Annotated in this window: 11 protein-coding genes; 5 read left to right on the top strand and 6 right to left on the bottom strand. The window is 54.4% G+C overall.

The annotated features are described in order from the left end of the window. Positions 1-142: 142 nt before the first annotated feature. Together SOR61_RS05990 and gap are read right to left on the bottom strand one after the other, a co-directional pair. A complete protein-coding gene (locus SOR61_RS05990; protein WP_320611764.1) occupies positions 143-2845 on the bottom strand; it encodes an S-layer homology domain-containing protein in 2703 nt (900 codons plus the stop codon). Between the two features lie 288 nt (positions 2846-3133). Beyond that, complete coding sequence (gene gap / locus SOR61_RS05985) at positions 3134-4147, bottom strand: type I glyceraldehyde-3-phosphate dehydrogenase (RefSeq protein ID WP_320611763.1); 1014 nt, start codon at positions 4145-4147, stop codon at positions 3134-3136. Positions 4148-4395: 248 nt separating this feature from the next. On the opposite strand from gap, the gene SOR61_RS05980 reads away from it, so the two are divergent. The 3 genes from SOR61_RS05980 (at position 4396) to SOR61_RS05970 (ending at position 7707) form a co-directional block, all read left to right on the top strand. Then, positions 4396-5466, top strand: a complete 1071-nt coding sequence (locus SOR61_RS05980) for a HAMP domain-containing sensor histidine kinase (RefSeq protein WP_320611762.1) — start codon at positions 4396-4398, stop codon at positions 5464-5466. Positions 5467-5592: 126 nt separating this feature from the next. Then, positions 5593-6723 carry an S-layer homology domain-containing protein gene (locus tag SOR61_RS05975; protein WP_320611761.1) on the top strand — a complete coding sequence of 377 codons (1131 nt, stop codon included), beginning with the start codon at positions 5593-5595 and terminating at the stop codon, positions 6721-6723. A 246-nt stretch (positions 6724-6969) separates the two neighbouring features. Further along, positions 6970-7707, top strand: a complete 738-nt coding sequence (locus tag SOR61_RS05970; RefSeq protein WP_320611760.1) for a DMT family transporter — start codon at positions 6970-6972, stop codon at positions 7705-7707. A 175-nt stretch (positions 7708-7882) separates the two neighbouring features. Here the strand turns inward: SOR61_RS05970 and SOR61_RS05965 are convergent, their stop codons facing one another. Then, on the bottom strand, positions 7883-8179 hold the full coding sequence (locus SOR61_RS05965; RefSeq protein WP_320611759.1) for a hypothetical protein: 297 nt from the start codon (positions 8177-8179) through the stop codon (positions 7883-7885). Positions 8180-8212: 33 nt separating this feature from the next. On the opposite strand from SOR61_RS05965, the gene hpf reads away from it, so the two are divergent. Continuing rightward, positions 8213-8758, top strand: a complete 546-nt coding sequence (hpf, locus tag SOR61_RS05960) for a ribosome hibernation-promoting factor, HPF/YfiA family (RefSeq protein WP_320611758.1) — start codon at positions 8213-8215, stop codon at positions 8756-8758. A gap of 132 nt (positions 8759-8890) precedes the next feature. On the opposite strand, the gene SOR61_RS05955 is transcribed toward hpf, so the two are convergent. The 3 genes from SOR61_RS05955 to SOR61_RS05945 are packed head-to-tail and all read right to left on the bottom strand — an operon-like array spanning position 8891 to position 10526. After that, a complete protein-coding gene (locus SOR61_RS05955) occupies positions 8891-9256 on the bottom strand; it encodes a CoA-binding protein (RefSeq protein WP_320611757.1) in 366 nt (121 codons plus the stop codon). A 37-nt stretch (positions 9257-9293) separates the two neighbouring features. Beyond that, on the bottom strand, positions 9294-9611 hold the full coding sequence (gene trxA / locus SOR61_RS05950) for a thioredoxin (RefSeq protein WP_320611756.1): 318 nt from the start codon (positions 9609-9611) through the stop codon (positions 9294-9296). Positions 9612-9671: 60 nt separating this feature from the next. Then, on the bottom strand, positions 9672-10526 hold the full coding sequence (locus tag SOR61_RS05945) for an FAD-dependent oxidoreductase (protein WP_320611755.1): 855 nt from the start codon (positions 10524-10526) through the stop codon (positions 9672-9674). 264 nt (positions 10527-10790) lie between these two features. Here SOR61_RS05945 and SOR61_RS05940 point away from each other — a divergent pair, with 264 nt between their 5' ends. Beyond that, positions 10791-11621 (top strand): hypothetical protein, encoded by an 831-nt coding sequence (locus SOR61_RS05940; RefSeq protein WP_320611754.1) that lies wholly within the window; start codon positions 10791-10793, stop codon positions 11619-11621. Positions 11622-11916 lie beyond the last annotated feature (295 nt).

Genomic DNA, 11916 nt, shown 5'->3' with positions numbered 1-11916 from the left:
GTATTGGTTCCGGTATTTTTTTTGGCCAAAAGATAAAATGTTTTGTGGTGCTTGGGGTTGTAATTTCGGGTAAATTCGCCATTTCGTCGGTTCTGTATAACGCACCCCCCGGGCCGGCCGGGGGGGTCCACTACGAAAGGGATTACTTGTTGTACCCAACAAATACCAGTTCGTTATTGTTATTGACATCGTAGGTGATCTCGTCACCGATAACCAGATCATCATAACCATTGGTCATGCCACCAGTGGGAAGGAAGATGGTGTTGTCGGTTACGAAAACGGTATTATCGTCGTCCAAAGTGATGATACCGTTGTAAATACCGGTGATCTCTGCAGTAGTACCGACGCTGCCGTAGTTCTTGATACCGATCAGCTTGCCGTTCTTATCCAGGATGAACTGGAAGATGCTGTCGGGAGCATCCGTCAGTGCGTTATACAGCAGATCGAAGAGCGGCTTATCCTGCATCATGGATTCAGGAGTTTCCAACGTGACTTTCTTGCCGCCTGCAGCAATGACATCAACGGAGATGTAATACTTGCCGTTTTCATTGACAGCACGGATGGCGTTGTCATCAGTCAGGGCTGCATACATGGTGATCTCGTCAGGAGTCTCATCAACGAGAACATAACCCAGATCGACGGTCGCGATACCAGCCCGCTTCACGCTGGCGCCGGTAAAGGCCCAATTGATGGTGTCTACATTCACATTCAGATTCTTCAGATCGGAACCCTTCACAACACTGTACTCAACACCGCCGTTATCGGGATCAGCGTCCGCGTTGTAAACAAAGATCACAGCATCCTTCTCAATGTTGTAGACAGTATCTGCGTCATCCTCATCCGCAAACCAGCTGCCAGCAGAGTTGGTGCCGTACATATCTTCCACGCCGGAGTTAATGTACCCAAGCCAGGGGTGTAAGGTGTCATTCAGAGTTGCACCCCACTTATAGACCTGCTGCAGATCAAATACGCTGCTGTTTTCCTGCTTATTGCCGTCGACGACTGCGGTCAGTTCATAATAACCGTCGTCGTTAACCTGGTAGGTGTACATAGCGCCGACAACGGGGCCGCCGATGAACCACCGCTGCAGGTCAACGTTAGAAACGTCTACACGCATCGTCGTGCCCTTGGTGGTCAGCAGATCGGTCTGCCAAGTCTGATCAGCGTTTTCTGCAAAGTTAGCAGTCTTTGTGACAACGACATAGTTGTCATAAGCGGGAACCATGCCTGCGCCATCCATCATGAACAGGTAGTTATTGACTTCAACGTAGCTGTAAGTGTTGTTCAGAGAGATCTCTCTGCCCAGAGCCTGATTGTCCCAAATGGACAGCAGACCGCCGTCATACTGGGTGCCATTCATGGTGATCATGCTGTCGTTGGTGTTCAGCTTCTTAACGACACCGCTCTGAATGTTCAGCGCAGTATAGATATCTTCACCCTGAGCGGTGAAAGTACCGGGAACAGCCATCACATAGCCATAGGGGGCCAGCTTTCCGGAGACCTGAACATCGTCGAACTCAATGGCGCCAGACAGATTGTTGATCATCACACGATCCTGTACGATCTCATCAGGCTCAGCTCTCATCTGGTTCTGGTTCTGGCCGTTGACAGCAACCAGCTTAGCATCATTCCGTGCGAGTTCGCGCGTCACAAAGCTGTTGGTCATGACATTGTCGACCTTCAGAACGACATAGGGATAGACGACGAACAGGTCGACATCGCCGCCGCCGTCCAAGTCAATGGCACGGAAGGAATACTGGGGAAAAACAATGGCGTCGAAAGCGTCATCATCAATGCCATTGTAGAGGACAGTAATGGCGGTCATATCACCAACCACATTGTCCAGACGATACTTCTGGCCGTTTACGGTAAAGGTGTTGCTGTTAGTGTTGTTGAAGTTAATGTCACCATAAACGCCTTCCACAACGGTGCCGCCCTCGTTCACGCGGATGAGGAGAGCCTGGTTACCCTTGTGCAGGACGGTGACGTTCATAGCGAACAGGTCGGAGTAGTCAGCGGCGGTAACAAAGGTGGTAGCACCGTTCAGGAAGTCACCGCCGCCAATCACATTACCGATGTCGTTACGGTCAACATTGGCGTCCACGATGGAATAGGTGTATTCCTTGGTGTCCTTATTGTAGTAGATCTGAGCCATCACGCCGGTATCGACGGTAGCGCCATAGGCCTTAGCCAGCAGGGTCTGATTGTTGGAGACAGCCTGGCCAGCAGGAGAGTAAAGAACGGTGTTGGCCTGCAAAGCGTTCCAAATCATCTGAGCAGCGTTGTCACGGGTCAGGGGAGCGCTGACATCCATGCCTTTCAGGCCGTTATACAGACCGACCTGGGAAGCCTTGACATTGACTCTCACATTCCAGCCAGTGCCCTCGAAGCCTTCCTTGTCGGACTTGTAGCCCAGGGAGACCAACAGCATCTTGGCAGCTTCGGTAGCGGTCACGTTGTTGTCGGGGGCAAACATGCCGTCCCAACCGCAGACGATACCGTCAGCCACACAGTACTCAATGTAGGGGGATGCCCACTTGGAGTTGGGGCTGGTCAGCACGTCGCTGAAGCTGGAATAACCAGCCGCAGGCAGGTTGCCTTCCTTGCCGCCGTTGAGCATCATAGCGATGAGCTTTGTGGTCTCAGCGCGGGTGATGTTGCCCTCGGGGCGGTAGGAATTGTCTTCGTAGCCGTTGATGATGTTCAGTGCTGAGCACATGTCAACGGCCTCTTTGTTCACGATCTTGTCCTGATCGGTGAACGCTGCGCCGGCGCCCATAACCATGATGCTGAGCATCATAGCCAGGCAGAGCACCAGGCTCAGAACCTTCTTCAGGTTTCTCATAGAGGTGTTCCTCCTTTAAAGTTTTTTGAACCCGTCCAACCAGACCAAGTCCGGCACACATACTGTGGCATGCCGTTGCGGTATCTGCGTCGGGCGCAGTAGGCGAGACGTGTCCTTATGGATACTATACGAAAACTTTTCGAATTTGTAAAGTCCGAATTTGGTTTTGTAACACAACGGTAATATAGATGGGGGGATTTTTCTGCCCGGAAAAGGGGACGACACGCTTCATCAGTCTTGGGACGAAGCGTGTCGTTTGGATACGATATAATATATATGGTGTATGAATTACTTATGGTCTACCAGATACATGTATTCCAGCAGGTCCACGGTTTTTGCGGAGTATCCCGTCTCGTTGTCGTACCAGGCGATGACCTTTACGAAGTGATCGTTCAGGGAAATGCCGGCCTTGGCGTCGAAAATGGCGGTATGGTGGTCACCCAGGAAGTCGGTGGAGACCACGGCGTCGTCGGTGTAGTCCAGGATCCCCTTCATAGAGCCCTGGGCAGCGGCCTTCATGGCAGCGCAGATCTGGTCATAGGTGGCGGGGGTCTCCAGCTCGGCGGTGAGATCCACCACAGAGACGTCCAGGGTGGGCACCCGCAGGGACATGCCGGTGAGCTTGCCGGCCAGCTCGGGGATGACCTTGCCCACGGCCTTGGCGGCGCCGGTGGTGGAGGGGATGATGTTGCCGGAGGCGGCGCGGCCGCCGCGCCAGTCCTTCTTGGAGGTGCCGTCCACGGTCTTCTGGCTGCCGGTGATGGAGTGGACGGTGGTCATGAGGCCTTCTTTGATGCCAAAGGCATCGTGGAGCACCTTGGCCACGGGAGCCAGGCAGTTGGTGGTGCAGGAGGCGTTGGAAACGAAGGCCATACTCTTGTCATAGGATGTGTTGTTGACGCCCATGACGAACATGGGGGTGTCGTCCTTGGAGGGGGCAGTGAGGAGGACTTTCTTGGCGCCGCCCACCAGATGGCCCTTCATCTTCTCGGCGGTGGTGAACTTGCCGGTGCTCTCCACCACGTACTCAGCGCCCACGGAACCCCAGGGGATCTCCTCCGGCAGCTCGCAGTGGAACACGCGGATGCGACGGCCGTTCACGATCAGGTCGTCACCCTCCCAGCTGACCTCGCCCTGGAACCGGCCATGGACGCTGTCATATTTCAACAAATAGGCCATGTAGTCGGGGGTCTGGCTGTGGCTGTTGATGCCCACGAACTCTACATCCGGGCGCTCCACACCCAAACGAAGCACCAACCGGCCAATTCTTCCGAATCCGTTAATGCCTACTTTCATACCCATAATCAACCAATATCCTTTCCGCGTCATTTTTCTCTTTTTTGCCGGAAATGCCCAGCATAGGTATTTTTATTATACGCTACTTTTTACAAAGATGGAAGTACCACTTTGCAAAACTTTTCCGCTTTTCAAGATTTGCCGACCATTTTTGACAAAATTCTTGTCAGGCCTGCCTGTATTTGCTAAACTGTTGGTGCGAAATTTCCCGGCTACCCCGGGTATCCTAATCCCATTTTCAAGGAGTTGATGCTATGGACCCTATCACTTCCCGTCTGGACCCGCAATTCGGCAGTTTTCCCGAGCCGGTGATCTTTCTCTCCGGCGGACACCCGGTGTACTCCAACGAACCGGGCTCCCTTCTGCTCCAGGGGGATACCTGTCCGGCAGAGCTTCTGGCCGCTTTGGCCGAGCATCCCGGCGGCGCCATGGAAATTGCCCTGGGACAGGAGATCTATCGGGTGACGGTCTCCCCTATGGAGGGCGGTGACCTCCTGGTGCTGCGCCCCATGCCCCAGCCCCAGGAGCAGAAACACCCCTTCTCCAATGCGGTGTTCCGGATGCGTGAATGCCTGTCCAACTTTACCGCCGTACAGTGGCGGATGAAACGGGTGCTGGACCAGCGGCACCTGATGGGTGACTTCGAGCAGGATATGGCCCACCAGAGCCGCCTTATTTACCAGATGCTCCGCCTGACCAAACAGGCTGAACTCACCCAGGAACTCAACGACAAGACCTTCCCCCGGGAGGAAGGCTTCGACCTGGCCCAGGTCTGCCAGGGGATGGCCGAAGAGGCGTCCTGGCTGGCTGATCTGGCCGGCGTCCGCTTCTCCTATGCCAGCAACGTGGACCACCTGCCCTTCCAGGGCAGCAAGTCCCTGCTCACCCAGATGCTCCTGGCCCTGGTCTCCAACAGCATCCGCGCCGCCGGTAAGGAAGGCGAAGCAGAAATGAAGCTCCATGCTGAGAACGGCCGGTGCGTTATCTCCCTGCGGGACAGCGGCGTTGGCATCCCTGAAGACCGGATGGCGACCCTCTTCTCCGGCGACGCCCCGGAAGAGATTCCCCGCCCCGGGGAAGGCGCCGGGCTGGGCCTCTACAATGCCCAGCGGATCGCAGCCCTCCACGGCGGGGTCCTGGTGGCCCAGAGCGGTCAGGACGGCGGCGCCTGCCTGGTGGTCTCCCTGCCCATCGTTGTGCCCGGCAGTGTTCCCGCCAGAAATAACCCCGGTTATGACAACCTGGGCGGCTACTCCCCCGTGCTCATTGAGCTCAGTGATGTGCTGCCCTGGCAGGCCTTCGTCCCCTCCTCCAAAGACGACTGATCACCCAGCCCTCCGGCCCTCGCCGGAGGGCTTTTTTTCGTGGGAAACCTGTGGGAAATCTGTGGGAATCCGAACGGGAATGACCCGTTTTTCTTATCGAATTTCCTGAAGAAGGTTCTGAGCCTGGTGCTCTGCCTGGCAATGATGCTCAGCGTCATGGTCATGGGCGCCGGCGCAGCGTTCACCGATCAGGACAAGATCGTGAACGAAGAGGCCGTTGATATGTGCGCAGCACTGAACATCATCAACGGCTACGAAGACGATTCCTACCGCCCCGAGAACAACATCACCCGCGCTGAGACTACTAAGCTCATCGCTATGATGCTCAACGGCGGCCGGGACGCTTCCATGGCACTCCCCACCACCCCCAGCTTCAGCGACGTGAAGACCAGCCCCAACTCCAAGTGGGCTGAGAAGTACATTGAGTACTGCGCCGCTGCTGGCATCGTCTGCGGTTGGGACGGCATCTTTGCCCCCGACAACAACGTGACCGGTACTGAGGCAGCTAAGATGCTGCTGGTCTCCCTGGGTTATGACGCCGTGAAGGAAGGCTTCGAAGGCGCTGCCTGGGCTGTGAACGTCAACGTCAAGGCTGGTCAGGTTGGTCTGTATGACGGCCTGAAGACCATGGACGTCAGCGCTCCTCTGACCCGTGATAACGCTGCCCAGATAATCTGGAACACTCTGAACGCAGAAGTCGTAAAGTACTCTGCTGCTGGCCAGGCTATCGGCATGGGTTACAGCCTGCTGAACGATGCTTATAATGCTGATGCTACCACTGCCATCATGACCGACATCAACGCCTATAGCAAGGATGCTACCGTTTATGAGTACACCCTGAGCAATGGCGTGAAGGTGACCTCCAAGGTTGACTATTCTGATGACTTCGCCAAGAACGTGAGCGTTGTCTACAACAGCAAGAAGGAAGCTCTGAACATCTTTGCTTCCAAGGATGCTGTCGTGGCAGAAGGCATTCTGGGCAACATCGACAACTACAAGGCTCTCGGCACCAAGACCGCCGTTGTGATCAACGGCGAGAAGTTCGGTGTTGACAACAAGGCTAGCAACATCACCCTGAACGTGGTGAACTTCAACCAGTACAGCGATGCTGCATTCGATAGCACTCAGGCCAATGCCGTTGGCATTTGGAATAACAAGGTTGCTGTTCAGTATGGTTTCCGCGCTATCGACACCATGCTGTTACCTATGTCGTTGATAAGAACACCAAGGTTTATAGCCTGTACGGCAAGGATCTGACTGCTATCAACAAGGGCGACAAAGTTTCTGTCCTTGCTGGCGACGTCAAAGATGGTGTTGCTATCCTGAAGACTCTGGTCTACACCGACTAATCCTATTTTCCAATAGGACCCCAGCAATATGCTGACAAAAACCCCCGGGCTGGCCCGGGGGTTTTTCTGTCCAGAGGGGGAAGCTTATCTTGCATTTAATGGAAAAAAGATTATAATTTTATTATAAGATTTCTTTGGGTGGAGGTTGGGCATCATGAAAGGAAAGACTCTGCTGGGCAGCATTTATCTCGCCCTGGCTGCGCTGATCTTTTCCACCATGGAAGTGGTTTTGAAGCTCCCTGCGGTGTCGGGGTCCTTCCACCCCATGCAGATCACGGTGGAGCGGTTTTTGGTGGGCGGTCTCTGTCTGCTGCCTCTATCTCTCCGGACCCTGAAAAAACGAGGCATCACCCTGACTGGGCAGGACTTTAAGACCTTTGCCTTGACGGGGTTTTTGTGTGTCCCGCTGGCCATGGTCTTTTACCAGCTCTCCATCACCCACGGGCAGGCCAACGTGGTGGCGGTACTCTTTTCTATCAACCCCATTTTCGTCACGGTGCTGGCCTATCTGCTCCTCCGGGAGAAGATCTATTGGTGCCACGTTCTGGCCCTGGTGCTGGAGGCGGTGGGGCTGGATATTTTCTGTGACGTCCCCTTTTTACAGGGTATTTCCCTGGAAACCCTACCCTACTTCCTCTTCCTGGCCGTGGTGAATACCGCCGGTGGCTACGTCTTCCACATGCTGGCCGTGGAAACCACCAGCGCCACTTATGGCAGCCTGGCCTTTTTCTTTAAACCCATTTTGGCCCCCCCCATCGCCCTGGCGGTGCTCCACGAGGCCATCACCCTGCCCATGGCGGTGGGCATCCTCTTTTTCCTGGCCGGGAGTCTGGCCAGCATTGTGCCCGAGGCCCGTCGGTCCAAATCCATTCCCCCAGCCCACAGCACTTGAAAGGAACGTTTGCCCATGTTTACCCCCATTGATCTCGCCATCTGGACCCGCCGGGAACATTTCAATTACTATCGCAACATCCTGCCCATTGGCTTTTCCATGTCCACCACTTATACCCAGGTATTCCTTCAACGCATTGGTCGTCATACCCTTTCTCCCCTCTGTGCCATTTTGCTCATCCTACTATGCCTCCTTGGGAAAGGCAATCAGAATTTCCCTTTTTCTTCCAAATTTTTCTGTTTCTCCTCCCGGCGGGAGCCTGCCGTCTCCCCCAGAGCCACACGGTGTTTCCGCCGGGCCTCTTCCTTCCTATCTTTCTCTCTATGTTTTCTGTGCCGCCTTCTTTTCTTCCAAAATTCTTTGGCAAAATGAACGATTTTCCCTTGCAAAACCATGCCGCCCATGCTATAATATAACCAGAAGAGGAAAAGAACCTTTTCCAGAGATTCATTCCCTTGTTTGTACGTTCCATATCCTGCAGCTTTTAGGAAAGGAGTTGCCTACTATGAAGATCACCTTTTCCAGCAAGCACATGACCGTTCCCGAACGGGTCTATTCCCACGCAGAGCATAAGATCAACGAACTGGATCATCTCTTCCGCGGTTCCCCCGAAGCCGTTGTGGTTTTCAGCGCCGAAGATGGCAAGCACGCCATCGAGCTCACCATCCTCTCCGGGTCCATCATCTTCCGTGCCGTCGAGAAAACCTCGGATATGATGGTGTCCATCGACGCCGCTGTCTCCTCCATCCATCGTCAGCTGAGAGAAAACCGCTCCCGTCTGCCGGACAGCGTGGTGAGTGAAGAGTTTGACAAGGATGTGGATGAACTCATCTTCATTCCCGAGGTGGATCGTTTTGACGCACCTTCTTTCCAGGTGGTGAGATCCAAGCAGTTCGCCTTTGGCCCCATGTCCGTTGAGGAGGCCATCCTCCAGATGAACCTGATCGGACATGCCTTCTTCGCATTCCGCAACACGGATCGGGACAACGCATTCTCTGTGGTCTATCGCCGCAAGGATGGCGGCTATGGCATCCTGGTCGACACCCTCTAAAAGCTGGGAATTCTCTGGACGTAACATTGTAAGATAAATCACTTCACTGCCCGGCGATCGCCGGGCAGTGTTTTCTGTCTGAACAGCAAAATGACCGGCTGCCTGTAAGCAGCCGGTCATTTTTTCATTCCGTTAGGTTTCTTCCCGGGGATACAGGGACATCCCCACCAGCAGGCACCCTTCCAGGTAGGGCATCTGGTGCTCCTTCAGGTAAGCCAGCAGGGTCTCGTCTGCTGCGCCGGGCTGGAGAACAATGCACTTGTAGTCCTTTTCATTCTCCTGCAGGAGCTTCAGCCCCTTAGCCGGGTGGATGCACAGATCGATGATATCGATCTCGTCGGGAATCTCGTTGAGAGAAGCCAGTTCCTTGCCCACAGGATACACCGTGTACCCCCGCTGGAGCAGTTTCTCCTTGATCTCATGGGCCGTCTTTGCTTCGTTCAGTGTATCTCCCACAACAGCGAAGGAACGCTGCTGCATGATTTCCTTTAACTCCATGGCGGCTTCTCCTTTCCAAACAGGTCAGACTATTGTGTTACAGATTCTTATCCAGCACCTGGGTGAAGGCCTCTTCCGGCATCACGCCCACCTTCCGGTCGATCTCCTTTCCGTCCTTGAAAAAGATCACCGTGGGGATGGACATCACACCGTACCGCATAGCCAGCTCGCCCTGCATATCCACGTCTACCTTGCCCACTTCGACCTTTCCGTCGTACTTACCGGACAGGTCCTCAATGACCGGGCCCAGCATGTGGCAGGGACCACACCAGTTGGCCCAAAAGTCCACCATCATGAGCTTGCCTTCGTTCAGGCTCTTATCGAAACTTTCCTTATTGTAATGCTGCAGTGCCATAGTATACCTTCTTTCTTTTGTCCTTGGTTGTTGTACTTCTTTTTGATCAAGGGAAGGGAATTATTCCTTTCCCTGCAGGTCCAGATACTCGCAGGCGGACAGCGCTGCTACCAGCCCTTCCCCTACTGCTTTGGAGATCTGCAGCGGTCCGCCGGTGCAGTCCCCTGCGGCAAACACCCCTTTGATGTTGGTCGCCATGGTCCGGTCCACCTTGATGGCCCCGTTTTCGGTCTCCAGGGCGGGAAGCAGGTCCGTAGGGGCCAGCGCATCCCGCAAAATGAACACGCCGCTCACAGGGATCTCTTCCCCGTTGACTTCCAGGCCGGTCACGGCCTGTTCCCCTTTGATCATGAGCTGAGACGCCTTGACAAAGGGGATCTCCGGGTCCATGCCCTCCGGCTGTCTGGCCGCCACATAGGTCACCTGACAGCCCAGGCTCTTCAAATATTCTGCCTCGTGGGGCGCATCCTTGCTGCGGCCCACCACAGCCACCGGCTTTTCCCGGTAGAGCATCCCGTCGCAGGTGGCGCAGTAGCTCACGCCCCGGCCCAGGAAGGTCTCTTCCCCGGGATACTTCATCTGCCGCACCACACCGGGCGCCATAATGAGGGCCTTGCCCTGATAAACGTCGTTACCGATGGTGAGGGCAAAGCCATCCCACTCCATGAGAGAGATCACCCGGCCATTGACAAAATCTACGCCGGCTCTCTCCGCGTGGAGCTGGAACTCTTCCAGCATCGCCGCGCCTGTCATCTCGGGCATTCCCAAATAGTTGTCAATCCGCTTGGCCCGAGCCAGGGGGCTGTCCTGCCACCGATTGCCCACAACCAAAACGCTTTTATCCCGGCCGCGGGCGGTCACCGCTGCGGAAAGGCCCGCCGGGCCCGTTCCCAGCACGATCAAATCATATTTCATCGCTGCCACCTCATTTCATACCGTTCTGCTCTTATCCATAGGTATTTCACGTTTTCAACGGATTATCAATCTTTTTTCTGTTTGTATCATAGCAGAGTTCTCCTGTGTCCTCTGTGACTATGGCACAATCTTCCTCTTTTTTTCTATTTTCTGTGAGAAAACCATCTGCTGGATGGTTTCTCTTATGAAAGCACCCCACCGCCACACAGGCAGGCTGCATACCTGCCTTCCTCAGACACTTTATAGGAAAGGATGTGCCAACCTATGAAACGATCCGTCAAACGATGCCTCCTTCTCTTCCTTGCGGTGCTCACTGCCGTCGCTCTGCTGGGCGCCGGGCCGGCCACCCACGCCAGCAATAAAGACGACAAGGGCCAGTCCTGGCACTACGTAGGAAGCACCAGCTATCACGTCACCCCCCTCTCCAGCGGCACCGCCCTTCTCACGCGGGAGCCCACCAATGAGGATCTAGAGCCCTTTTACCAAGCCTTCACCGATCCCCCGGCCACGCCTCCCGAAACCTATGAAGCCCTGCTCCGCAAGGCCTTAGACATGAAACTGCTCCATCTGGACGAAGCAGGCGCCCCCATTCTCCACGACATCTCCTCCCAGCCAAAGCTCATCGCAGAAGTTCCCTCCTCCTGGCCTATCGTCGCCATGCAGGCTGAGGTAGACGGCCGCAAGGTGGTTCTCCCTGTGCCTTTCACCGCCAGCGAATACGTCCCGTTCTCCCTCCCCAACCAGGAGGGTATCCTCTACTCCTCTGATCGAGATCTTGTCCTGCTATGCGCCGACGGGACCACTCAGGTAGTCACTCCCCCGCTCTACCAGGGAAAAACCTACGATGAACTGTCAAAAGAATCCATCCAGCTCTTAGGCGAAAACTATTTGAACTGGAACGGTGCCTGTATTCCCAGCAAAGATGGCCGCTCTCTCGTCTATGTATCCAACAAAGAAGACAACATTAACTACGCGCTCTTTCTCCTGGACATAGCCTCCGGAACAGAAACGTTATTGGCTGCCGACACTTCTGCTTCCTATCACCCGGAAGGATGGCTGGATGACACGCACCTTTTCTGTTCAAAAGTCTTTTAAAGATTAACAGGCACTCGCCCTATCTCTCCATAACTCGCCATAAGTGCTACCCGTATTACCTTTTTGGGATTTCTACTTTCCTTAACTCAGCCTATCACTCCATAGCACTCCGTAAGTTTAGTATTACGATAGTATAAAGAAAAGCCTTAACCATTCATTCGTGGTCAAGGCTTTCGTTTTTACTGTATTTCTTCTATTTCGCCAGTATCTTTGTTTACATGGTATTCTTTAAGGAGCATACCGCTGAAAAGCAATTTTGCATCATGTTCTTCTTTGTCAACATATTCATACACAG

The organism is Evtepia sp. (assembly GCF_034090835.1).
Classification (GTDB): domain Bacteria; phylum Bacillota; class Clostridia; order Oscillospirales; family Oscillospiraceae; genus Evtepia.
Note: the sequence above shows the minus strand (reverse complement) of the source record. Positions and strands in the feature narration are given on the sequence as shown.

What these genes read in the sequence shown, in the direction of transcription:
- hpf (WP_320611758.1), top strand. Translation starts at nt 8,213, where the DNA reads ATGAAGATCACCTTTTCCAGCAAGCACATGACCGTTCCCGAACGGGTC.
- SOR61_RS05955 (WP_320611757.1), bottom strand. Translation starts at nt 9,256, where the DNA reads ATGGAGTTAAAGGAAATCATGCAGCAGCGTTCCTTCGCTGTTGTGGGA.
- gap (WP_320611763.1), bottom strand. Translation starts at nt 4,147, where the DNA reads ATGGGTATGAAAGTAGGCATTAACGGATTCGGAAGAATTGGCCGGTTG.
- SOR61_RS05965 (WP_320611759.1), bottom strand. Translation starts at nt 8,179, where the DNA reads ATGGAACGTACAAACAAGGGAATGAATCTCTGGAAAAGGTTCTTTTCC.
- SOR61_RS05940 (WP_320611754.1), top strand. Translation starts at nt 10,791, where the DNA reads ATGAAACGATCCGTCAAACGATGCCTCCTTCTCTTCCTTGCGGTGCTC.
- SOR61_RS05990 (WP_320611764.1), bottom strand. Translation starts at nt 2,845, where the DNA reads ATGAGAAACCTGAAGAAGGTTCTGAGCCTGGTGCTCTGCCTGGCTATG.
- SOR61_RS05970 (WP_320611760.1), top strand. Translation starts at nt 6,970, where the DNA reads ATGAAAGGAAAGACTCTGCTGGGCAGCATTTATCTCGCCCTGGCTGCG.
- SOR61_RS05980 (WP_320611762.1), top strand. Translation starts at nt 4,396, where the DNA reads ATGGACCCTATCACTTCCCGTCTGGACCCGCAATTCGGCAGTTTTCCC.
- trxA (WP_320611756.1), bottom strand. Translation starts at nt 9,611, where the DNA reads ATGGCACTGCAGCATTACAATAAGGAAAGTTTCGATAAGAGCCTGAAC.
- SOR61_RS05945 (WP_320611755.1), bottom strand. Translation starts at nt 10,526, where the DNA reads ATGAAATATGATTTGATCGTGCTGGGAACGGGCCCGGCGGGCCTTTCC.